The 21,043-nt window shown below is 76.4% G+C and carries 18 protein-coding genes; 8 read left to right on the top strand and 10 right to left on the bottom strand.

Annotated elements, in window-relative coordinates:
- Positions 1–5 precede the first annotated feature (5 nt).
- Positions 6–1,331 carry a MocR-like pyridoxine biosynthesis transcription factor PdxR gene (gene pdxR / locus IEY94_RS13015; RefSeq protein ID WP_229783790.1) on the top strand — a complete coding sequence of 442 codons (1,326 nt, stop codon included), beginning with the start codon at positions 6–8 and terminating at the stop codon, positions 1,329–1,331.
- A gap of 63 nt (positions 1,332–1,394) precedes the next feature.
- Here pdxR and IEY94_RS13010 read toward each other — a convergent pair whose 3' ends face one another.
- Entirely contained in the window at positions 1,395–3,449 is a 2,055-nt protein-coding gene (locus tag IEY94_RS13010) for a HelD family protein (protein WP_189170409.1), read from the bottom strand.
- A 316-nt stretch (positions 3,450–3,765) separates the two neighbouring features.
- Between IEY94_RS13010 and IEY94_RS13005 the strand changes: the two genes are divergently transcribed.
- The 3 genes from IEY94_RS13005 to IEY94_RS12995 all read left to right on the top strand — a co-directional run bounded on the left by IEY94_RS13005 (position 3,766) and on the right by IEY94_RS12995 (position 6,732).
- Positions 3,766–4,941: a Fic family protein gene (locus IEY94_RS13005; protein ID WP_229783788.1), complete on the top strand. Its 1,176-nt coding sequence runs from the start codon at positions 3,766–3,768 to the stop codon at positions 4,939–4,941.
- Between the two features lie 188 nt (positions 4,942–5,129).
- Positions 5,130–5,897, top strand: a complete 768-nt coding sequence (locus IEY94_RS13000; RefSeq protein WP_189170407.1) for a VOC family protein — start codon at positions 5,130–5,132, stop codon at positions 5,895–5,897.
- Positions 5,898–5,958: 61 nt separating this feature from the next.
- Entirely contained in the window at positions 5,959–6,732 is a 774-nt protein-coding gene (locus tag IEY94_RS12995; RefSeq protein WP_189170406.1) for a VOC family protein, read from the top strand.
- Between the two features lie 46 nt (positions 6,733–6,778).
- Here IEY94_RS12995 and IEY94_RS12990 read toward each other — a convergent pair whose 3' ends face one another.
- The 4 genes from IEY94_RS12990 to mqnE form a co-directional block, all read right to left on the bottom strand.
- On the bottom strand, positions 6,779–8,077 hold the full coding sequence (locus IEY94_RS12990; protein WP_189170405.1) for a M14 family metallopeptidase: 1,299 nt from the start codon (positions 8,075–8,077) through the stop codon (positions 6,779–6,781).
- Between the two features lie 197 nt (positions 8,078–8,274).
- Positions 8,275–8,553 carry a DUF4229 domain-containing protein gene (locus IEY94_RS12985; protein WP_189170404.1) on the bottom strand — a complete coding sequence of 93 codons (279 nt, stop codon included), beginning with the start codon at positions 8,551–8,553 and terminating at the stop codon, positions 8,275–8,277.
- Complete coding sequence (locus tag IEY94_RS12980; protein ID WP_229783778.1) at positions 8,550–8,972, bottom strand: hypothetical protein; 423 nt, start codon at positions 8,970–8,972, stop codon at positions 8,550–8,552. The genes IEY94_RS12985 and IEY94_RS12980 overlap by 4 nt, the downstream gene beginning before the upstream one ends.
- Entirely contained in the window at positions 8,969–10,138 is a 1,170-nt protein-coding gene (gene mqnE, locus IEY94_RS12975; RefSeq protein WP_189170639.1) for an aminofutalosine synthase MqnE, read from the bottom strand. The genes IEY94_RS12980 and mqnE overlap by 4 nt, the downstream gene beginning before the upstream one ends.
- A gap of 428 nt (positions 10,139–10,566) precedes the next feature.
- On the opposite strand from mqnE, the gene IEY94_RS12970 reads away from it, so the two are divergent.
- The 3 genes from IEY94_RS12970 to IEY94_RS12960 all read left to right on the top strand — a co-directional run bounded on the left by IEY94_RS12970 (position 10,567) and on the right by IEY94_RS12960 (position 15,060).
- On the top strand, positions 10,567–12,090 hold the full coding sequence (locus IEY94_RS12970; protein ID WP_189170402.1) for a C40 family peptidase: 1,524 nt from the start codon (positions 10,567–10,569) through the stop codon (positions 12,088–12,090).
- Positions 12,091–12,918: 828 nt separating this feature from the next.
- On the top strand, positions 12,919–13,245 hold the full coding sequence (locus tag IEY94_RS12965; protein WP_189170401.1) for a hypothetical protein: 327 nt from the start codon (positions 12,919–12,921) through the stop codon (positions 13,243–13,245).
- A 219-nt stretch (positions 13,246–13,464) separates the two neighbouring features.
- Entirely contained in the window at positions 13,465–15,060 is a 1,596-nt protein-coding gene (locus IEY94_RS12960; protein WP_373291275.1) for a DEAD/DEAH box helicase, read from the top strand.
- A 136-nt stretch (positions 15,061–15,196) separates the two neighbouring features.
- Here the strand turns inward: IEY94_RS12960 and IEY94_RS12955 are convergent, their stop codons facing one another.
- Positions 15,197–15,673 (bottom strand): Lrp/AsnC family transcriptional regulator, encoded by a 477-nt coding sequence (locus IEY94_RS12955; protein WP_189170400.1) that lies wholly within the window; start codon positions 15,671–15,673, stop codon positions 15,197–15,199.
- A 231-nt stretch (positions 15,674–15,904) separates the two neighbouring features.
- Between IEY94_RS12955 and IEY94_RS12950 the strand changes: the two genes are divergently transcribed.
- Positions 15,905–16,126, top strand: coding sequence for a BldC family transcriptional regulator (locus IEY94_RS12950; RefSeq protein ID WP_189170399.1), 222 nt, complete (start codon positions 15,905–15,907; stop codon positions 16,124–16,126).
- A gap of 66 nt (positions 16,127–16,192) precedes the next feature.
- Here the strand turns inward: IEY94_RS12950 and IEY94_RS12945 are convergent, their stop codons facing one another.
- The 4 genes from IEY94_RS12945 to IEY94_RS12930 all read right to left on the bottom strand — a co-directional run bounded on the left by IEY94_RS12945 (position 16,193) and on the right by IEY94_RS12930 (position 21,042).
- Positions 16,193–16,825 (bottom strand): UbiX family flavin prenyltransferase, encoded by a 633-nt coding sequence (locus tag IEY94_RS12945; protein ID WP_189170398.1) that lies wholly within the window; start codon positions 16,823–16,825, stop codon positions 16,193–16,195.
- A gap of 142 nt (positions 16,826–16,967) precedes the next feature.
- Positions 16,968–19,262, bottom strand: a complete 2,295-nt coding sequence (locus IEY94_RS12940; protein WP_189170397.1) for an Ig-like domain-containing protein — start codon at positions 19,260–19,262, stop codon at positions 16,968–16,970.
- Between the two features lie 69 nt (positions 19,263–19,331).
- Positions 19,332–20,201, bottom strand: coding sequence for a menaquinone biosynthesis prenyltransferase MqnP (gene mqnP, locus IEY94_RS12935; protein ID WP_189170637.1), 870 nt, complete (start codon positions 20,199–20,201; stop codon positions 19,332–19,334).
- Between the two features lie 46 nt (positions 20,202–20,247).
- Positions 20,248–21,042: a GNAT family N-acetyltransferase gene (locus tag IEY94_RS12930; RefSeq protein WP_229783774.1), complete on the bottom strand. Its 795-nt coding sequence runs from the start codon at positions 21,040–21,042 to the stop codon at positions 20,248–20,250.
- Position 21,043 lies beyond the last annotated feature (1 nt).

Here is a 21,043-nt window from a genome sequence, read left to right as displayed (position 1 = left end):
GGCTCGTGGCCGCCCTGCGCGCCGCGATCGCCGACGGCCGGCTCACCTCCGGCGCGCGGCTGCCGGCCAGCCGGGCGCTGGCCGCCGACCTGGGCGTGTCCCGCGGCGTGGTGGTCGAGGCGTACCAGCGGCTCGCCGACGAGGGCCTGGTCCTCGGCCGCACCGGCGACGGCACGATCGTCACCGCCACCCGCCCGACCGCCCGGCCGGTCCGGCCCCCGGCCGCCGTACCGGGCCCGCCGCACCCCGCCGCCGACCTGGACCTGACCCCCGGCGTCCCGGACCTGTCCGCCTTCCCGCGCGCGGCCTGGCTGCGCGCCGAGCGCGCCGTCCTGGCCGCCGCGACCGGCGCCGACCTCGGCTACGGCGACCCGCGCGGCAGCCCCGCCCTGCGCGCGGCCCTGGTCGCCTGGCTGGCCCGGGTCCGCGGTGTCCGGGCCGCCGCCGACGACCTGATCGTGGTCGCGGGCGTCGCCCAGTCGCTCGCCCTGCTCGCGCACACGCTGCGCGCCGCCGGCCGCCCGGCGGTCGCGGTCGAGGACCCCGGCTCGCACGGCGCCAGGGAGGAGCTGCGGTACTGGGGCCTGCGCCCGCAGCCCGTCCCGGTCGACACCGAGGGCGTGGACGTGGCCGCCCTGGCGGCGACCGGCGCCCCGACGGCGCTGCTCACCCCCGCCCACCAGTTCCCCTCCGGCGTGGTGCTCAGCCCCGCCCGCCGGCGCGCGCTGGTCGCCTGGGCCGGCGCCGGCAACCTGCTGATCGAGGACGACTACGACGCCGAGCACCGGTACGACCGCGCCCCCGTCCCGGCGGTGCACGCCTCGGTCCCCGGCCACGTCGCGTACACCGGCAGCGTCTCCAAGACGCTCGCCCCCGGCATGCGGCTGGGCTGGCTGCTCCCGCCCCGCCACCTGCACGACGACCTGCTCGCCGCCAAGTACGCCAGCGACCTGGGCAACCCCGCGCTCCCCCAGCTCGTCCTGGCCCACCTGCTCACCACCGGCGAGTACGAACGCCACCTGCGCCGCGTCCGCACCCGCCAGCGGCACCGCCGGGACGCGCTGCTCGCGGCCCTGCGCGCGCACCTGCCGGCGGCCCGGGTGGCCGGGGTGGCGGCGGGCCTGCACCTGCTGATCCTGCTGCCCGAGGACGGCCCCGACGACCGGACGCTCGCCGACCGGGCCGCCGCGGCCGGCGTGGTGGTGCAGCCGCTGTCCCTGCACCGGCAGCGGCCCGGCCCGCCCGGCCTGGTGCTGGGGTACGCGGCGCACCCGCCGAACCGCCTGCACGAAGCGGCCCGCCGGCTGGCCGCCGCCCTGCCCCGCCGCTGACCGGAGGGTGCCGCCGATCGCGCCGCCGCGTCCACGACCAGCCGCTGCGCCGGGTCGGCGGCCTCAGGTGGTCAGGGCGGCGGGGAGTGGTTCGGTGTGCAGGACGGTCAGCCGCGAGACCGCCCGGGTCAGCACCACGTACAGCCGGTGCAGCCCCCGCGGCTCCGCCGCCACGATCGCCGCCGGCTCCGCCACGACCACGTGGTCGTACTCCAGGCCCTTGGCCACCCCGGCCGGTACGACCGCCACCGGCCCGTCCGTCGCCCCCTCGGCGACCGGCTCCCCCGCCGCGGCCAGCGCCGCCCGCAGCGGCCCGGCGAGCGCGTCCGGGACGATCACGCCGACCGACCCCGGCAGCCCGCGCGCCCGCCGCACCTCGGCCACGACGGCGGCCGGGAGGTCGGTGACGGCGGTGATCGTCAACTCGCCGTCGCGGCGCAGCGACACCCCCGGCGGGACGTCCACGCCGAGCGCGGGCAGCAGCCGGTTGGCCAGCCGAACGACGGCGTCCGGCACCCGGAAGCCGGTGGTCAGCGGGATCACGCCGGCGTCCGGCTTGCCGAGGTGGGCCATCGTGGCGGACCAGTCCGCGGCGGCCCACGGCGTCGTCCCCTGGGCGAGGTCGCCGAGGACGGTGACCGAGCCGTGCGGGGTGCGCCGGGCGAGCGCCCGGCACTGCATCGGTGACAGGTCCTGCGCCTCGTCCACGATGACGTGGCCGAGGGTCGCCGGCCGCTCGACGAGCCCGGCCAGCTCGTCCAGCAGGACGGCGTCCGCGGCGCTCCACCGGGCGGTCCGCGCGGTGCGCGGCGGCTTCGGCCAGCCGATCGCCGCCTGCTCGGCCGGGGTGAGCACGCCGTCGGCGGCGGCGGCGAGCGCCGCCGGGTCGGCGAGCAGCCGGTACAGCACCGACTCCGGGGTGGCCGCCGGCCAGCAGTGGTCGACCAGCTCGGCGACCGGCTTGCCCCGGCCCATCCGCCGCTGCCACGCCTCGCCCGGCGACTCGCCGCTGCGCGCCTCGGCCTGCCGCTGGAGCAGCCCGACGATCCGGCTGCGGACCCGCTCGCGGCCGATCCCGTACGGCAGGTCCTCCCGCCGGACCTCGTCCACGATGCGGCGCAGCACGCCCTCGTCTATCCGCCACCGGTAGGCGCCGTCCGAGACGCGCAGCGAGCCGGGCGGCCGGGCCACGCCGGCCCACAGGGCGCGGCGCAGCACGTCCGCCATCCGGGCGTCGTGCTTGACGGCCGCGGCGGCCGCCGGGTCGGTACCCCGCACCGGCCCGCGCGCGACGACCTCGTCGATCGTGGCCTGCGCCACCTCCAGCTCGCCCAGCGCGGGCAGCACGGCGGCGATGTAGCCGAGGAAGGCGGCGTTCGGCCCGACGATCAGCACGCCGGCGCGGCGCAGCCGCTCCCGGTGCCCGTACAGCAGGTAGGCCGCCCGGTGCAGCCCCACCGCGGTCTTACCGGTGCCGGGGGCGCCCTGGACGCAGATGCTGACGTCGAGCGGCGCCCGGACCAGCTCGTCCTGCTCGGGCTGGATCGTCGCGACGATGTCCCGCATCGGCCCGACCCGCGGCCGCTCGATCTCCTCGGTCAGCAGCCGGCTGGCGGTGCCCAGCTCCTCGCCGCGGTCCAGCCGCTCGTCCTCGAACCCGGTCAGCTCCCCCTCGTGGAACCCGAACCGCCGCCGCACGGTCACGCCCTGCCGGTCGGCGGCGCTGGCCCGGTAGAACGCGCGGGACAGCGGCGCCCGCCAGTCCAGCACCATCGGCTCCCCGGCGGCGTCGGCGACGTGCCGCCGGCCGAGGTGGAACCGGCCGGCGACGACCTCCCCGTGGTCGGTCCCGGCGTCGTCGGCGACCGCGGCGCCGTCGAGGTCGAGGCGGCCGAAGAACAGCGGCGTACGCGGGTCGTCGGCGAGTTCGGCCACCCGGCGGGCGAGGGCGGTGCCGAGGGTCTCGGCGGCGAACGGGTCCCCGGCGATGAGGTGGCCGGAGTCGTACGCCCGCTCGGCGGCCAGCCGCATGGCGTGCAGGGCGGCGCGGGCGGCGGCGAGGTGGGCGCGCTCGGCGGCGAGTTCGGCATCGAGCGCGGCGGGGTTGGCGGGGTTCATCCGGTGGGCACCTCCCGGTCGGAATGTCCTGACCCGGGCCGCCCGGCCACCCGAGGCGGTACCGGCAGTGCCCGGCGCGGGCGGCGAGCCCGCGCACGAGCCGACCAGCATACGGCGCAGCGCCCGCGCGCTCGACCCGATTCCCCGCGGACCACCGGCTCCGGTCGCCTTGCACGTGCAGTCTGCTTATTAAGGTTTATGCGTTAAGTTTCAACAAGAGGGGGCGGACGTGGGTAGTTACCGGGCGGCAACCTGGCCGGGCGATCCGGCAGGCGGCACGCGCGCCGAGCGCACGCCGTGCCGCTACCGCGCCTACGTGCCCGACCCCATCGCCGACCTCGACCTCGACCTGCCCGCCGCGACCGTGGCCGACCTGGTCGATGTCGAACAGGCGGTCCGCCGCCTGAACGCCGACCACCCCGGGCTGGCGAACCTCGAACCGCTCGCGCGCTTCCTGCTGCGCGCCGAGGCGGTGGCCAGCTCCCGGATCGAGGGCCTGGTGCTCAACGTCCGGCGGCTGGCCCGCAGCGAGGCCGCGGAGCGGGCGGGCCTCGAGGTCGACGACGCCCTGGCCCGGGCGGTACTGGGCAACATCCACGCGCTGGACGCCGCCCTCACCCTGGCCGCGGACCCCGCCCGGGCGGTCACCGTGGACGACCTGGTGGCCATTCACGCCGCGCTGCTGGCCGGAACGCGGGACGCGGCATGGGCGGGCATCGTCCGGACCGAGCAGAACTGGATCGGCGGGATGTCGCCGTGCGCCGCGGCGTTCGTGCCGCCGCCGCCGGACCGGGTGCTGCCGTTGCTGGCCGACCTCGCCGCCTTCCTGTCGCACGATCGGCATCCCGCTCTGCTCCAGGCCGCGCTGGGCCACGCCCAGTTCGAGACGATCCACCCGTTCGCCGACGGCAACGGTCGTACCGGGCGGGCGCTGATCCAACTGGTCCTGCGCCGCCGCGGCCTGGCGACGCGGATGGTGCCCCCGATCAGCCTCGTGCTGGCCACCCGGGCCGATGAGTACATCCGCGCGCTCGACGGCACGCGGTCGACCGCGCCGCCGGCGGCGGGGCTGCTGCCGTGGCTGGAGCTGTTCCTCGCCGCGACCGGGCGGGCTTGCCGCGACGCGGACGAGTTCGCGACCGACCTGGTCGCGCTGGAGCAGCAGTGGCGCGTACGGCTCGGGTCGGTCCGGGCCGGCTCGGCCACGGACCTGCTCCTGCGCGCCCTGCCGACGCTGCCGGTCCTCACCGTCACCACCGCGGCCGCGGCGCTCGGGCGCTCCTTCCCGGCGGTCAACGAGGCCGTCCGGCGCCTGACGGACGCCGGAGTGATCCAGCAGGTCAAGCTGGGTCGGCGCAATCGGGCGTTCGAGGTGGTGGGGCTGTTCGAGGCGTTCACCGGGTTCGAGCGGGCGCTGGCGAGTCCCGCGGCCGACACGGCCGTCGCCGCCCCGACGCGGCAGGTGCCGGCCCGGCCCGCGCGGCGGGAGTAGCGGGCGTACGCGGGTCGCCGGCGAAGCCGCGGGAACGCGGCGGTGTCGCGGCGGTATGGGATGGGTGGCGGATTCGGTGATCGGCCGATCCTGTCGGGGGTCGGTGCCAGGATGCGGTGGGAGGGGCCGGCGGGGACCGGTCCGGCCCGCCGCGCCCCGGCGGGCACCCCCTGCGACCGGGAGCCACCATGACCGCCCGCACCGCCCACCTGCCCATCTGGGTCGACCTCGCCACGCCCGACCCCGCGGCCGCCGCCGACTTCTACGGACCCCTCTTCGGCTGGACGAGCCAGCCCGGCGCCCGGTCGCCGGGGTACCTGGTGTTCCGCAAGGACGGCCGGGCCGTGGCCGGCGCCGGGGCGCTGGCCGCCCACGGCGAGCCGGCCGCCTGGTCGACGTACGTCGGCACCGAGGACATCGACGCCACCGTACGCCGGGCCGAGGCGGCCGGGGCCAAGCTGCTCGCCGCGCCCGAGCCGGTGGCCGGCGAGGGGTCGGCGGCCGCGCTGGCCGACCCGGCGGGGGCGCCGTTCGCGCTGTGGCAGCCGGCCGGGATGGCGGGGGCGGAGCTGTTCAACGCGCCGGGCGCGCTGTGCTGGAACGAGCTGGCCACCCGCGACGCGGCCGGGTCGGCGGAGTTCTACGGCGCGGTGTTCGACTGGGTCGCCGTCGCGCAGCCGATGGGCGCGGGCAGCTACACGACGTTCCGCCGGCGGGGCGAGGAGCGGCCGGTCGCCGGGATGATCGAGATGGCCGGCGAGCAGTGGCCGGCGGAGCTGCCGGCGCACTGGCTGCCGTACTTCGCGGTGCTGGACACCGACGCCGCCGCGCAGCAGGTCGAGGCGCTGGGCGGGATGGTCTGCGTGCCGCCGACCGACATCCCGGAGCAGGGGCGGTTCGCCGTGCTGGCCGACCCGGCCGGCGGCACCTTCTGCGTGATCACCGCGGCGGGCTGACCCCGGCCGCCGCACCGCACGACGAGACCGCACACCGATTCCGAAGGAGCACACCGTACCGATGAGCAGCGTCAACGGCACCCCGATCTGGGCCGACCTCGGCACCTCCGACCCCGCGGCGTCCCGCGAGTTCTACACGAACCTGTTCGGCTGGACGGCCGAGGCCGACCCGGACCCGCAGTTCGGCGGGTACACCACGCTGCTCAAGGACGGCAAGCGGGTGGCCGCGCTCGGCCCGCTGAACAGCCCGGAGCAGCCGGTGGTCTGGTCGACGTACTTCGGCAGCGACGACCTCGACGGCACCGGCAAGGCGGTGGAGGCCGCGGGCGGCAGCGTCGTGGTCCCGCCGATGGCGATCCGGGACCTGGGCCGGATGGCGTTCTTCGCCGACCCGAGCGGCGCGGTGTTCGGCGCCTGGGAGCCGGGCACGCACACCGGTTTCGAGCTGACCGAGGCCGACGGCTCGTACTGCTGGACGGAGCTGTCCACGACCGACCCGGCCGGCGCCCGCGCCTTCTACCCGGCGGTGTTCGGCTGGGCCACGCACGACAACCCGATGGCGGGCGGCGGCACGTACACCGAGTTCAAGGCCGGCGGGAAGTCGCTCGCCGGGCTGATGGACGGGCCCGACGGGCCGCCGGCACCGCCGCACTGGCTGGTGCACTTCGCGGTGGTCGACGTGGACGGCGCCACCGGGCGGGCGCAGGGGCTGGGCGCGGCGACGATCGTCCCGCCGACCGACTTCCCCGGCGGCCGGTTCTCGATCCTGGCCGACCCGCAGGGGGCCGCGTTCGCGCTGGTCTGGATGGACGAGGCGCCGAGCGCGCACGCCTGAGCACGCGCGTGGGGCGGGCGCCGCGGCGCCCGCCCCACGACCGGCGTCACTTGCAGTACTGGTCCTGCTTGTTGATCGCCCGGTACGGGCAGTCGGCCAGGTCGCCGAGGATCAGCGCCGACTCCCGGTTGCGGGCCGTCTCCTTGTCGATGTACGTGTCGGCCGGGTAGAAGCCGCCCGAGCCGCCCCACATCTCGAACGTGTAGCCGAAGATCTTGTGCTCGGCCCACAGCCAGTCGAGGCTCGACCCGTCGGTGATGTACAGGCCGGACGCCTGCTTCGGGTCGTACTTGTTCGTCGCCGCCATCTTCTTGCCGATGGTGGAGAACGTGCTGACGTCGTCCTGGGTCATGCCCGGCTCGACGGTCTTGTTGGTGTAGCCGTACGGCCAGAGGATCAGCTCGCCGTACGTGTGGAAGTCCAGGTTCACCGTGATCTGCTGCTTGCCGTTGATCTTCCGGCTGTTCACGAAGTCGCGGATCCGCTGCGTCTCCGGGGACGAGAACGCCGCCGTGCCGCGGTACGTCTCCGAGCCGGTGCTGCCGGACGAGCCGTTGCAGCAGCCCCACTTGTAGCCGTAGTTGCGGTTCAGGTCGGTGCCCGCCTGGCCGCCCTGGTTGGGCTGCCGGTTCTTGCGCCACATCGCCAGCTTGCTGCCGGAGATGTCGAACTCGCTGCCGTCCGGGTTCAGCGACGGGATGACCCAGATCTCGCGCTCGTTGACGAGCTTGGTGACCCGCTCGTCCTTGCCGTACTCGTTGATGAACATGTTCAGCAGGTACAGCGCCATCTCGACCGTGAGGTGCTCGCGGGCGTGGTGGTGCGCGCTGATCAGGTACTCGGGCTCCTGCTCGTCGTCCTTGACGTTGTCCGAGATCTTGATCAGGGGCAGGTCCCGGCCCTCGTACGACTTGCCGATGCTGAGCTTCTGCGCGATCTCCGGCTTGCTGGCGACCAGCTTGTTGATCGCGTCGGTCATCTCGGCGTAGTCGTGGTACTTCTGCATGTTCGCCGGGAAGCCGGTGAGGAACGCGTCCATGCCCGGTTCGGCCGGCGGCGCCTCGACCTTGGTGGTGAGGCCCAGCCCGTGCACGGCCGCCAGCTCGGCGGGCGTGGCGGAGATGTAGATCTTGCCGTGCTCGACGTAGTCCACGGCGGCGCCGGTGGCGGCGACGGCGTTGGTCTCCTCCCAGGTCTGCGCGCCGAAGACGACGTACCGCTGGGTGGTCTCGGTGGGGGTTCCGGTGGCGGCGACGGGACCGACGGCGGTGAGGGTACCGCCGAGCGCCAGGCTCAGGGCCAGCGCGATCACGACCCGACGCCCCGGGTGGGTGGGGAGTCTCATGAGGGACCTCCGGACTGGGCACGGCCGGAAAGTGAGCAAGCTCACGCCTGTGCCGGGAGGGCTCAATATAGATGTCGGTCGCTGTACTGCCAAGCATCGAACAGGTTCGATACTCGACTCGGCGCGACATCACCGCAGGTCAACGGCGGTACGGCGGGAAAATCCACGCCGCCGGGAAGCTAAACGCCGAACGGGCGTTAAGGTCGGTCCCCCGCGGCCGCGCGGGCCGGCGGCTCCTCGCCGGCCAGCGCGGCCCGCAGGTCGGCCTTCTGCGCCCGCCGGCGCTCGACGCCCGCGGCCAGGCTCGTGGCCATCGCGTCGCGCAGGCGGCGCAGGAGGAAGTAGGACAGACCGCCGGAGATCGCCACGGCCAGCAGCAGCGTGACGAACAGGTTCAGCCCCAGCGGCAGCAGCGCGGCCGTGATCGCCACGAGCAGGCCCAGCCGGGCCAGGGTGTACTTGACCGACGCGCTCATCCGTTGACCCTCTCGCCGTCGCGGGCGCTCGCCGCCCGGACCCCGTGGAACCACAGCGGCGCGTACACCGCCGCCGCGACCGCCGCGCCGAGCGCCCCGCCGGGCAGCGGCGGCCAGTCGACCAGCCCGGTGGCCAGGATCCCCGCGCCGACGCCGACGACCGCGGCGCCGGTCGCGGCCAGCACCCGGCCCCAGCCGGACCACGCGCGGAACTCCTCGACCGCGACCATCACCGGCAGGATCAGCGCCAGCCAGCCGTTCAGCCGGCCGAACTCGCCCAGCCCGGCCACCGCGAACAGCCCGTCGAACAGCACCAGCGCCGCCACGCCGGCCACCACCCCGGCCGCGAACAGCCCGGCCAGGTCGGGCAGGGCCACGATGCGGCGCCGGTCGTCGCGGCGCGGGAACGGCTCGCTCACGCCCACACCCGCTGCGGCTCGGCCCGCCGCTCGGCCAGCGGCTGCGGCGGGTCGTACTCGCGGACCACCTCGTACCGGGTGTTGCGCTCGACCGGCTGGAAGCCGGCGTCCCGGATGAGTTCGAGCAGGTCGTCGCGGTGCATGGTGGCCGGGGTGCCGTACTCGTCGGCGTCGTGGGTGATCTTGTACTCGACCACCGAGCCGTCCAGGTCGTCGACGCCGAAGTTCAGCGAGAGCTGGGCGACCGACAGGCCGTGCATGACCCAGAAGCACTTCACGTGCGGCACGTTGTCGAACATCAGCCGGGACACCGCGAACGTCTTCAGCGACTCCGCCGGCGACGCCATCGTGGTGCGCGCCTGGATCCGGTTGCGCACCTTGCCGTCGCGGGCGTCGTGGAAGTCGTGCTGGTACCGCAGCGGGATGAACACCGCGAACCCGCCCGTCTCGTCCTGCATCTCGCGCAGCCGCATCACGTGGTCGACCCGGTGCCGGGGCTCCTCGATGTGCCCGTACAGCATCGTCGCCGGCGTCCGCAGCCCCTTGGCGTGGGCGAGCCGGTGGATCCGCGACCAGTCCTCCCAGTGGCAGTGGTGGTCGACGATGTGCTGCCGGACCTCCCAGTCGAAGATCTCCGCGCCGCCGCCGGTGAGCGAGCCCAGGCCGGCGTCGATCAGCTCGTCCAGGATCTCGTCCGCGGACAGCCCGCTGATCTTCTCGAACCACTGCACCTCGGTCGCGGTGAACGCCTTGAGCGTGACCCCCGGCAGGACCGCCCTCAGCTCGCGCAGCACCCGCGGGTAGTACCGCCAGGGCAGGGTCGGGTGCAGGCCGTTGACGATGTGCAGCTCGGTGAGCTGCTCGCCCTCCATCTCCCGGGCCTTCTGCACCGCCTGCTCGATCCGCATCGTGTAGGCGTCCTTCTCCCCCGGCTTGCGCTGGAAGGAGCAGTACGCGCAGCTCGCCGCGCAGACGTTGGTCAGGTTGAGGTGGCGGTTGACGTTGAACATCACCCGCTCGCCGTTGTCGGCCACCCGCTTGTGGTGCGCCAGCCGGCCGAGCCAGGCCAGGTCGTCGGCGGCGTACAGCGCCTCGCCGTCGGCGCGGTCCAGCCGCTCGCCGGCGTACACCTTCGCCTCGATCTCGCGCTTGAGCCCGGGGTCGATGCCGCCCGGCGCGGTGGTCACCGTCATCCGTGGAGCCTCCTGCCTGCCGCCCGCGCGGGGCGGCGCGCCCGCGGGCCGGCGCCCGCGCCGCGGCGGTCCGCCGGGCCGCCGCCGGGTACGAGCGTACGTCGCCGGTACGACCGTCCCCGCACGCCGTCCCGGTCGACGGACAAACCTCGATTTCCGGACAATCACCGGTCGCCTGTGGACGGGCGCACCCGGCTTTCCCCATAGTGTCAGTGACCCGGCCCCGCTCCTGCCTCCTCGGGCACCCCGCGGCAGGGGTGAGGTTGCGAGAGTGGGGAATGCAACGGCGCGCGATCGGGCGGGGTCGCCGGCGGGTCGATCCGGGCGAAAGACGGCACCGGGGAACCGCGGCGGCGATCGGCGCGTCGCAGCGGGTACCGGACAGCGAGGGGGTTTGCGCAGTGGCGAGGCGAGGCAGGCAGCCGTGGCGACGGCTCCACCCGTACCCCGTCGGCATCGCGCTCGGCGCGCTCGCGCTGGCGCTGCCGGCGGTCGCCGCGCCCGTCCGGCCGCCCGACCGCATCCCCGACACCGGCAGCCGGCCCAGCTCCACCGGGACCGTCCAGTTCCCCGGCGGCACCGACGCCGGGCTCGCCACCAACCCGCCCGGCGCCCAGCTCGGCCCGCTCGCGGCCCAGCTCGTCAGGGCCGAGGCGGACATCCAGCGGCTCGGCCAGCGGCTCACCGCCGTCACCCTGGACCGGGACCAGGCCGCCCAGGAGATCGCCACGCTGACCGCCACCGTCCGGGACACCCGGCGCGCGCTCGACGCCGCCCGCCGGACCGGGCAGGTGGTGGCCGACCGGGCGTACAAGAACGCCGCCGGCCTGCCGCCGGGCATGCGCGACAACGACCTGCGCGACCTGGGCACGCTCAGCGGGCCGCGCGGGGCCGCACCGGGCTCGCTGGCCGCGGCCGGGCAGCTCTCCCGGACCCTGCGGACCGCGACCGCCGCCGAGGCCGCGCTCGCCGACGCGACCGCGCGGCACCGGACGGCGAGCCACCGGTACGTCCGGCTCACCGCCGACCTGGGCCGGGCGGGGGCCGCGCTGGCGGCGCTGCGCCGGGACAACGCCGCCCGGATCGCCGCCGCCGACCGCCAGCGCGAGCAGCGGGACCGGGTGATCGGGCAGACCGGGTACCGGGACGCCGCCGGCCTGTCCCCGCACGCCCGGGTCCGGGCCGTGCTCGGGTACGCGATGGCCCAGCTCGGCAAGCCGTACGAGCTGGGCGCCGAGGGGCCCGACCGGTTCGACTGCTCGGGGCTGGTGATGATGGCGTTGCGCGCCGGCGGCTACACGCTGCCCCGGGTCGCCAACCAGCAGTACGCGGCCACCTCCGGCCTCCGCGTCGACCGGATGGCGCTGCTCCCCGGCGACCTGCTGTTCTTCAACCTCACCACCAACCCGGCGGACGTGCACCACGTCGCGCTGTACGTCGGCGGCGGCCGGATGCTGCACGCGCCCCAGCCGGGTGAGGTGGTGAAGGTCTCACCGGTGTCCTGGGGCACCCTGTACGCCGCGACCCGGGTCTTCACCGGCGTCACCGGCAGCGGCGCCAAGCCGCACAAGCCGTGGGAGCCGTCCACGCCGGCGACGATCCGGCCGACCGTCATCCCCACCGCGAAGCCGGGCGGCGACAAGCCCGGCGGTACCAACCCGGGCGGCACCAACCCCGGCGGGACCAAGCCGCCGGGCGGGACGACCAAGCCCCCCGGCGGGACCAAGCCGCCGGGCGGTACCAACCCGGGCGGCACCAACCCCGGCGGCGACAAGCCCGGCGGCCCCACGAGCCAGCCCTCGACGCCGTCCGGACCCGGCCAGGGCTCGCCCGGCGGGTCCGCCACGCCGACGCCGACGGCCGCGCCGACGGCCGGGCGCTCCGCCCGCGATGCCCGGTACGCCACCCCTTCGGTTGGCGGATAGCGCCGGGTGTCACACAGCACAGGGGCGAAAATCCACCCTTGACCCGACCCAGCGCCCGATTGACGTGGCACGGTACAAAGAGCAGGCATCGGCGGGGCAACCGTCGGACGGGCGGCGGCCATGGGAGGGCGCATGCAGCAGCAGGACGGCACGGCCGGCGGACGGAACCCCACCTCCCTGGCCGAGCCGCCCGCCCCGGCGGATCGGCCGGCGTCGGGGCCACCGAACCGCGGACGGGCCACAGTCGACCAACCCACCCCACCGCGCCAGGGCCGCGTGTACGGCGGCCCCGCCGGCACCACTGACGGCAGCGGCGCGAACAGCCCGAACGGCGGCGCGGCCAGCGCCGTGAACAGCAGCCCGAACGGCGGCCCGGCAGGCGGCGGCGGCAGCGCGAGTGCCGAGCCGCGCTCGCCCGAGCCGCCGGAGCCCGCCGAACCGCCCGCCCCCGCCGAACCGCCGAGGCCCGCGGAGCCGCCGGAGCCGGCCGAGCCCCGCAAGCCCGCCGAGCCGCCGGAGCCGGCCGAGCCGCCGTCCCCCGGCCCGGGCCCCGCCCCGGCCCCGCCCATCCCGACGCCCCCGCCGCCCGGACCGGCCCCCACGCCGCCCCCCGGCCCCGGCCCCACGCCGCCCGGCCCCACGCCGCCCGGCCCCACGCCGCCCGGCCCCACGCCGCCCGGCCCCACGCCGCCCGGCCCCGGACCGACGCCGCCCGGACCGCCGACCCCGCCGGGGCCGCCGTCGCCGATCCCGCCGTCGCCCGTACCGAGCCCGCCGCCCTCGCCGATCCCGCCCGGGCCCGCGCCCGTGCCGCCGGGGCCCGGCCCGATGCCGGCGCCGCCGTTCCCGCCGCCCCCGCCGACGATGAACCTGCCGCCGCGGCCGCGCGGCCGCGGCACCATGTACGGCGGGACGACCGGCGTCAACCCGCGGCTGCCGGTGTTCGGCAACCCCGCGGTGGAGAACACCGGCTCGCTGACCGGGCACATCCTCGCCCACGGCAAGCTGGACCTGCCGACGCCCGAGCGGCAGACCCGCAAGGTGGTCATCGTCGGCCTGAGCATGCTCGGCGCGATGATCGTCATCGGGCTGATCGTCGGGCTGCTGGCCGGCAACCAGGTGGCCGATTTGATCAACGCCGTCATCAGCGGTTAGGCGCTGCGCGGGTTCCGCCCGTACACTCGCGGGGTTGTTCGTGTGCGGACCCGCCCCGGCGGCGCCGCCGCCCGGCGACCGCGCCGCGCGCGGGGTCGCCCGGGGCACCCGCCGCCCGGCGGTCGCCCGGCGGTGACGCCCGACCCCCGGTACCGGTGTGGCCGCGCCACCGCGCCCGGCCCGCCGCCGGCACTGCGCGCCCTGCCCCGAGAGGTTCCCGTGTCGACGTTCGCTGCTGCCTGCGCGTACCCGTCCGTGCTGACGCCCACCGAGGCCCAGCTCGGCGCGGTCGCCGAGCCCGCCGCCGCCCCCGCCGACTTCGCGGCGCTCGGGCTGCCCCGGCGGCTGGTCCGCGCGCTGGCCGGCGAGGGGATCGACCGGCCGTTCCCGATCCAGGCCGCCACCATCCCGGACGCGCTCGTCGGCCGGGACGTGCTCGGCCGCGGACAGACCGGCTCCGGCAAGACGCTGGCGTTCGGGCTGCCGCTGCTGGCCCGGCTGGCGACGTTCGGGCGGTCGCTGCCGAACCGGCCGTTCGGGCTGGTCCTGGTGCCGACCCGGGAGCTGGCGTTCCAGGTCGCCGACGCGCTGCGGCCGCTGGCCCGGCAGCTCGGCGTGTACGTCACGACGCTGATCGGCGGCGTGCCGTACGACCGCCAGGTGGCCGCACTGGAGCACGGCGTGCACCTGGTCGTGGCCACGCCCGGCCGGCTCGGCGACCTCGCCGAGCGGGGCGCCTGCGAGCTGGACCGGATCGAGATCACCGTGCTCGACGAGGCCGACCAGATGGCGGACATGGGCTTCCTGCCGGACGTGACCAAGCTGCTGGAGCGCACCCCGGCGGTCGGCCAGCGGCTGCTGTTCTCGGCCACGCTGGACGGTGACGTGGACGCGCTGGTCCAGCGGTTCATGGTCGACCCGGTCACGCACTCGCTGGACCCGGCCACCGCGGCCGTCGACACGATGGACCACCACCTGTTCGTGATCCCGCCGCAGGAGAAGTTCGCGGTCACCGCGTCGATCGCCGCGCGGCACGGCCGGACGATCCTGTTCGCCCGGACCCAGGCCGCCGTGGACCGGCTGGTCGGCCAGCTCGCCGAGGTGGGCGTGACGGCCGGCGCGCTGCACGGCGGCAAGACCCAGCGGATGCGCACCCGGACGCTGGCGGAGTTCCGCGAGGGCCGGACCAGCGTGCTGGTCGCCACGGACGTCGCCGCCCGGGGCATCCACGTGGACGGGGTGTCGCTGGTCCTGCACGTCGACCCGCCGCGGGACCCGAAGGACTACCTGCACCGCGCGGGCCGGACGGCGCGCGCGGGCGAGGCCGGCGCGGTGGCGACGCTGGTGCTGCCGAAGCAGCGGGCCTCGACGCTGCGGATGATGACCACGGCCGGCGTGGCGCCGACGGAGACGAAGGTGCGGCCGGGCGACGCGGCGCTGGCGACGATCACCGGCGCCCGGCCCCGGCCGGCGGCCCGCACGTCGGCCGCCGCGGCGGCCGACCGGGACGGCCGGACCGGCGGCGACCGGGCCGGCGGCGCCCCGCGGGGCGAGCGGAACGGCCGCCCGGAGCGGGACGGCCGTCCGGACCGGGCCGGGCGGGGCCAGCGGCCCGGCCGGGCCGAGCGCGCACAGGCGGGCGACCGGGCCAACGCCGGCGCCGGCGGGTGGCGCGGCGGCCACCGGGCCGAGCGGGCGGACGTGCGGCCCGGCGCCGACGCGACGCGCGACGCCGCTGCCGGCCGGCGCGGCCGGGACGCCGGCGGACGGCGGCCGCGGCACCGCGCGGGCGCCCACCCGGTCGGCCGCGGCTGACCGGAATTCTCCCGACCCGACCCGCCCGACCCGCTCCATCCCGGCTCGGTTCAGCCCGGCCCGGCTCGACTGGTGACGACGGCGCGGTCGATGCCCGTTGCGCCCGGCGGGGTCCGGGTCGTCGCCTCCGGCGGGGCTAGGTCGTCGCCTCCGGCGGGGGCGGCGGCTCCCGGGGCGGGCGGGGGCGGTACTCCCACTTGGTGGACAGGGCGATCGTCGTCTTCGTGGACGCGACGCCCGGTACCCGGTTGATCCGGCCGATGAGCTGCTCCAGCTCGGCGATCGTCCCGAGCCGGGCGAGCAGCAGGAAGCTCTCGTGCCCGGCCATGAACCAGCACGCCTCGATCTCGGGCTGCGCGCGGAACCGGTGCGCCATGTCCTCGATCTCGTGCCCCGACTCCTGCACGATCATGATCATCGCGGTGACCCCGAGGCCGATGGCCTCCGGGTCGACGTCGGTCCGGTAGCCGCGGATCACGCCGCTCGCCTCGAGCTTGCCGACCCGGTCGTGGACCGAGGGTGCGGAGAGGCCCACCTGACGGGCCAGCTCGGCGTACGAGAGGCGGGCGTTGGCGCGCAGGAGATCGAGCAGCGCGCGGTCGATGGCGTCCACGGAGTGTGACCCTATCGGGACGGGGAAATCCGCTTCGAGCGCCCCGAGCAGAGGCGAATAAAGCTCACAAATGATACACAGCGATAGTACAAGATAGTCGTTTTCTGCGTTTGTCGGACATCTACTAATCCCGGTGCTCTAATGGGCGTACATGCCTATGGACGGCCCGTGTCATCACCCGAACGGGCGTACCTGACTTCTGACAGACCTCATCGACGCGAGGAGGGGACCGTGGACACGGGAGATCGTCTGCTGACGCCTGGCGAAGTGGCCGCGTTGTTCCGCGTCGATCCGAAGACGGTGACGCGGTGGGCGGCTGCCGGCAGGATCGGCAGCATTCGCACGCCGGGCGGGCACCGGCGCTTTCGGGAGTCCGAGGTACGCGCGCTCCTCGAGGGCGAGGCCGACTTCGACGCGCTCGACACCGACTTCAGCGCCAACGGCACGTACTGACGCACCGGGCGCCGCCTCCGACGGCCGCGCCCCCGGCACCACCCCGCCCGCGGCCCCCGACCGCGCTCAGGCCGGGCCGGCGCCCAACCCGCCGCGCCAGCGTTCCAGCAGGTCGTGCGGCACGCCGAGCGCGTCCAGCACCTTGCCGGCCACGAAGTCCACGAGCTGCGCCGCGCTCGCCCGCGCCCCGATGCCGTAGAAGCCGGGGCTCGCCGGCAGGACCACCGCCCCCGCGTCGTGCAGCGCCAGCAGGTGCTCCAGGTGGCTGCGGGTCACCGGCGTCTCCCGCGGTACGACGACCAGCGGCCGCCGCTCCTTCAGCGTGACCTCGGCCGCCCGCTGGAGCAGGTCCTTGGACAGCCCGATCGCGATCCCCGCGCAGGCCGCCGTGCTCGCCGGGACCACCACCATGCCGCGGGTCGGGTACGTGCCGCTGCTCGGCCCGGCGGCGAGATCCCCGGCGGGCCAGTAGCGCAGGTCGCCGTCCGCCGGCGCACCCAGCCAGGCGGCGAGGTCGGCCCGCCAGTGCCCGTCCCGGAACGCGCCGCCGGTCTCGTCCAGGATCGTCAGCCGGGCCGCCCGGGACACGACGAGGTCGACCGGCAGGCCGGCGGCGAGCAGGGCGCGCAGCACGGCGGCGGCGTACGGGGTACCGGACGCCCCGGACACCCCCACCACCCACGGCCGCCGCTCACCCACCCCGCCATCCTGCCACCGCCCCGCCCGCCCGCGAGCGGCGGCGGCCGGTCGGCGGCGCGGGCCGTCGGGTCGGGTCGGGCGGAGCCCGGCCGACCCGCCGGGCAGCGCTCGCCGCGCACCGCCGCCGGCCGGGGCCGAGCGGTCAGGACAGTCGGGTGACGCCGTCCACGCCGATCAGCGGCCGGCCGGCCGGCGACGAGTTGACGATCTTGATCGTGTGCCGGCCCGCGGTCGGCCAGGTGCGGGCGAAGACCTGCTGCCGGACCTGCGACGACGCCGCGTACAGGTTGACCGTCCCCGCGCTGACCCCGTCCACGTACACCGTCGCCGTGCCCCGGGTCGGGCCCTTCGCCGCGACCCAGGCCAGCGACCGGGCCGTCGCGGTGTAGGTGAAGGCGCCGCCGCGGACCCGGCTCTGCCACTCGGTCCCGCCGAGGTACGCCGAGCTGCGCGCCACCGCCCACCGCCCGCCGTACCGGGTGCCGAGGCTGCTCTGGTAGTCCAGCGTCGCGGTCGCCGCGGTACCGGCGGCCGTCCGGACGTTGTACCGGCAGTCGTACGCCGCCAGCGACCACGCCGTCGCCTCGCCCACCTTCACCGTGCCGCTCGTCGACCGGGCGCTCACCGTCGGCCAGGTGCTCACGCCGGGCAGCCGGGTCAGCGTCTGCTGGCAGATCCCGCCGGTGTCGGTCGCGCCCCAGCCCACGGCCACCGGCACGCCGGCGGTGCTGACCGTACCGGCGCGCAGCGAGACCCGCGGCGCGGTGACGGTCGGCGGCAGCGCGTCCACGGCGATCGGCACGTCCGCGCTGGTCGCGGTGTTGCCGGCGCCGTCCTCGGCCCGGACCCGCAGCGTGTGCGCGCCGCTGGCCACGCCGCTGACGGCGACCGAGGTGGGCATCGTCGCGCCGTCGCGCACGACCTCCTCGACCGGCTGCCCGTCCACCTCGACGGTCACCTTCTCCACACCGGAGTCGTCGCTGGCCGACCAGCTCGCGGTGAAGGAGCCGCTGAGCTGGGCGTTCGCCGTCGGGTACGTCACCGCGACGCTCGGCCCGGTGACGTCGGCGGGCCGCAGCACCGTGACGGTCGCGCCGGTGGCGTCGGCGGCGTCGACCCGGAAGCCGAGGCCGCCGTCCGGCGACAGCCACATCTCGCCGAGGCCGAGGCCGCGGACGTCGGCGGACCAGAGCGGGTGGAAGTGCAGGACGGCGTACATCTCGTCCTCGGGGTCGGTCAGCGCGGTGTCGGTGCGCCGGACCACCAGACCGCCGCCCGGGTACCGGGAGCCCTGGCCGGCGCCGCTGCCGAGGTACTGGAGGTCGTCGGTCCACGCGTCCAGGCCGGTCGGGGTGCGGTACTCCAGGTGGTACGTGCTGGTCCCGATCGGCACGGTCACGCTGCGCACGCCGGCGACCGCGCTGACCGGCGCGAGCTGCACCTGCGCCCCCACCGTCACCTGCCGCTGCGCGGCCGACGGCAGCGCGCCGAGCTGGGCCAGCCGGGCGGTGGACAGGTGGCCCACGTGCCCGTACGGGGAGCTGCCCATGATGTCCCACGGGTCGTCGTACGCGTCGATCGAGCAGTCGGCGGAGAGCGTGACCTCGATGCCGTCCTCGTCCTGGCAGCGCAGCCCGCCCGAGTGGTGCAGGCCCATGTTGTGCCCCAGCTCGTGCGCGAACACCCGGACGTCGCTGTAGCTGTTCAGCCACATCATCCCGTACGAGCCCCAGCCGGACCCGATGGTCGCGAGCCCGGCCCAGCCGCAGCCGGCCGCGGGCGGGAAGTAGGCGACGAGGTGGTGCAGCGGGCTGCTCGTCATGCTGCCGGCCAGCCGCAGCGCCTCGGTCTGGGTCCGGCCGATCTGGGTGTTGCAGTTGGCCCCGTCCGGCATGGTGATCTTGGTCCAGGGCAGCGTGCGGTGCGCGTTGACCCGGATCGCGCCGTGGCTGACCTCGTCGTAGTACGCGTCCACGTCCCCGACCGCGGCGGTCAGCTCGGCGGTGGTCGGCTCGCCCCCCGGCACGGACGCGGTGGCCCAGTACATCGGCACCAGCGTGATCTGGTGGGTCCCGGTGGCGCCGGTCGCGGCCGCCGCGGCGACGACCCGCACGCCGGTCACCCGGGCCGAACCGGTGGCGACCGCGGCGGCGAGCGCCCCGCCCGTCCGGCCGGCGCCGGCGCGCACGGTGACCTCGACGGTGCTGGCGGCCGGCACGCCGGCGACGGCGGCGGACGGGACCGGGACGTCGGCGCCGTCGACCCGGACGGTCGCCTGCTCCCGCGCGTGCCCGCCGTCGAACGCGTCGGCGACGGTCCGCTGGAGCGGGCCGCGGGCGGTGACCTCGGCCGCCGCGGCCGCGGCGGCCGGCGGGGCGGCGGCGAGCACGCAGAGGGCCGCCGTCCCGAGCGCCATCGCCAGCCGTACCGCACCCATCGCCCGCTCCCTCCGGTCGTGCCGGGGGACGGGATCGGCGCGGAGCGGTGGATCCCTGAGGGGGCTGAGTCAGCCGCGCAGGAGGATGTCCGCGAGGGCGAAGACAAAAAGGGCAATAGCTACGAAGCCGTTGGCGGTGAAGAAGGCCCGGTTCACCCGGGACAGGTCGGTCGGGGTGACGACCACGTGCTGGTACGCGAACGCCGCCCCCGCCAGCGCCAGCCCGATCCACCACAGCCAGCCCAGCCCGGCCAGCGCGCCGAACCAGACGAACAGCGCGAACGTCACCACGTGCGCCACCGCGGACGCGACCAGCGCGAACCGGACGCCGTACCGCGCCGGGACGCTGCGCACGCCGATCCGCCGGTCCACCTCGGCGTCCTGGCAGGCGTAGATGAGGTCGAAGCCGCCGATCCACAGCGCCACCGCGAGCCCGAGCACCCAGGCCGGGCCGGAGCCGGCGAACGTACCGGTCACCGCCAGCCACGCGCCGACCGGCGCGACGAGCTGGGCCAGCGCGAGAATGGCGTGCGGCCAGTCGGTGAACCGCTTGCCGTACGGGTAGACGACCAGCGGCGCCACCGCCAGCGGGGCCAGCACCAGGCAGAGCGGGTTCAGCGCGGCGGCCGCGCCGAGCAGGACGAGCAGCGACGCCCCGGCGCCGAGCCACGCCGTCCGGACGCTCACCGCGCCGGTCACCAGCTCCCGCCCGGCCGTGCGCGGGTTGCGGGCGTCGATGTGCCGGTCGATGATCCGGTTCGCCGCCATCGCGAACGTCCGGCCGCCCACCATCGCCAGCGTGACCAGGGCGAGCACCCCCCAGTCGACCCCGGGCCGCATGGCCGTCACCGCCGCCAGGTACGCGAACGGCAGCGCGAACACCGAGTGCTCGATCGCCACCAAACGCAGGAACGCCCTCACCGCTGTCACGCCCCTCAGTCTTCCGTGCGGGACCCGCCGCGCCCGGACGGGGTACCGCGGGCGCTCAGCGGGCCGGGGTGTAGGTGTACGGGCGGGTGCCGCCGACCTCGCGGAACCCGCGGCGCAGCAGCGTCGGCGCGGACGTCGGCAGCGCGTCCACCACGGCGTACCGCCGGCCGCGCGCCAGCGCCTCGGCCAGCCGCGCCCCGACAAGGGCGGTGAAGCAGCCCCGCCGCCGGTACGCCGGCACGGTCCGGCCGCCGGCCAGCTCGACCAGCGCCGAGCCGGGCGGGTAGTGCGCCCGGGCGCTCGCGGCGGGCGCGCCGCCGACCCGGTCGACCCAGACGCTGAGGGCGGCGGGGTCGGCGCGCAGCAGCGCGGCGAGCCGCTCGGCCTCGGCCCGGGCGTCGGCCCGCCCGACGGCGACGGCCACCGCCACGACCTCCGCGAGCCCGGCGGCGGGCGCGGGCGGTGCGGGGTCGGGCGGGAGGGTGAGGCGGTGCGGGTCGTGGCCGGCCGTCGGGAAGGCGGCCGGCGCCGCCGGGGTCAGCGGCAGCGCCAGCAGCCGCTCCGGCTCCCCCGCCGCGAAGCCGGCCGCCAGCAGCGCCGGCCCCGGCTCGACCGGGTCGTGGCCGTACGCCTTCCACTCCAGCGCGTACCCGCCCGCGTCCGCCCGCCGCGCCTCGGCCGCGATCAGGGCGGGCAGCCCGGCGGCCGGTACGGCGGCGTACGTGATCCGGCAGTCCCCGGCGGCGTCGACCTCGCGCACGACCGGCCCGTCCGCCCGGCCGGCGGCCCGCCGGTCGGCGTCGACCAGCGCCAGCACCTCTGCCGTCCAGTCGGGCGGGGCGGCCGTCACC

It is taken from the genome of Pilimelia anulata (assembly GCF_014647895.1).
In the GTDB taxonomy this organism is placed as follows: domain Bacteria; phylum Actinomycetota; class Actinomycetes; order Mycobacteriales; family Micromonosporaceae; genus Pilimelia; species Pilimelia anulata.
Note: the sequence above shows the minus strand (reverse complement) of the source record. Positions and strands in the feature narration are given on the sequence as shown.

Coding starts and splice junctions, on each gene's coding strand:
- IEY94_RS13010 (WP_189170409.1), bottom strand. CDS start 3,449: ATGAACCCCGCCAACCCCGCCGCGCTCGATGCCGAACTCGCCGCCGAG.
- IEY94_RS13000 (WP_189170407.1), top strand. CDS start 5,130: ATGACCGCCCGCACCGCCCACCTGCCCATCTGGGTCGACCTCGCCACG.
- IEY94_RS12995 (WP_189170406.1), top strand. CDS start 5,959: ATGAGCAGCGTCAACGGCACCCCGATCTGGGCCGACCTCGGCACCTCC.
- IEY94_RS12990 (WP_189170405.1), bottom strand. CDS start 8,077: ATGAGACTCCCCACCCACCCGGGGCGTCGGGTCGTGATCGCGCTGGCC.
- IEY94_RS12985 (WP_189170404.1), bottom strand. CDS start 8,553: ATGAGCGCGTCGGTCAAGTACACCCTGGCCCGGCTGGGCCTGCTCGTG.
- IEY94_RS12965 (WP_189170401.1), top strand. CDS start 12,919: ATGCCGGCGCCGCCGTTCCCGCCGCCCCCGCCGACGATGAACCTGCCG.
- IEY94_RS12940 (WP_189170397.1), bottom strand. CDS start 19,262: ATGGGTGCGGTACGGCTGGCGATGGCGCTCGGGACGGCGGCCCTCTGC.